Source organism: Pseudomonas sp. P7758 (assembly GCF_013386485.1).
Taxonomy (GTDB): Bacteria; Pseudomonadota; Gammaproteobacteria; order Pseudomonadales; family Pseudomonadaceae; genus Aquipseudomonas.
The window spans coordinates 1-473 of sequence record NZ_JACARS010000208.1; the positions used below are offsets into that span (position 1 = coordinate 1).

The 473-nt window shown below is 48.0% G+C and carries 1 tRNA gene; it reads right to left on the minus strand.

The window, feature by feature from the left end:
* Positions 1 to 299 precede the first annotated feature (299 nt).
* Positions 300 to 375: transfer RNA gene (locus tag HX873_RS30500), tRNA-Ala, on the minus strand.
* Positions 376 to 473 lie beyond the last annotated feature (98 nt).

A 473-nucleotide genomic window follows, 5' to 3' on the forward strand; every position in this document is an offset into this window, starting at 1 on the left:
AGGCTACCACGTCGTTCATCGCCGCTGACTGCCAAGGCATCCACCGTATGCGCTTCTTCACTTGACCATATAACCCCAAGCAATCTGGTGATACTGTGAAGACGACATTCGCCGAAAATTCGCAATGACTTACAAATTGTACCTTAGCCTGATCCGTTACCAGTGAAAGTAACGTTCAGTCTATCTTTCTATCACATACCCAAATTTTTAAAGAACGATCTAATCAAAGACTAGAAATCAACATTCACCATCATATCGATGGAATGCTCATTTCTAAGCTTTCAAGACAGAAGCAGTAGTGGTGGAGCCAAACGGGATCGAACCGTTGACCTCCTGCGTGCAAGGCAGGCGCTCTCCCAGCTGAGCTATGGCCCCGTATTTCTACAGGCGTTTCCCACACAAAATTGGTGGGTCTGGGCAGATTCGAACTGCCGACCTCACCCTTATCAGGGGTGCGCTCTAACCAACTGAGC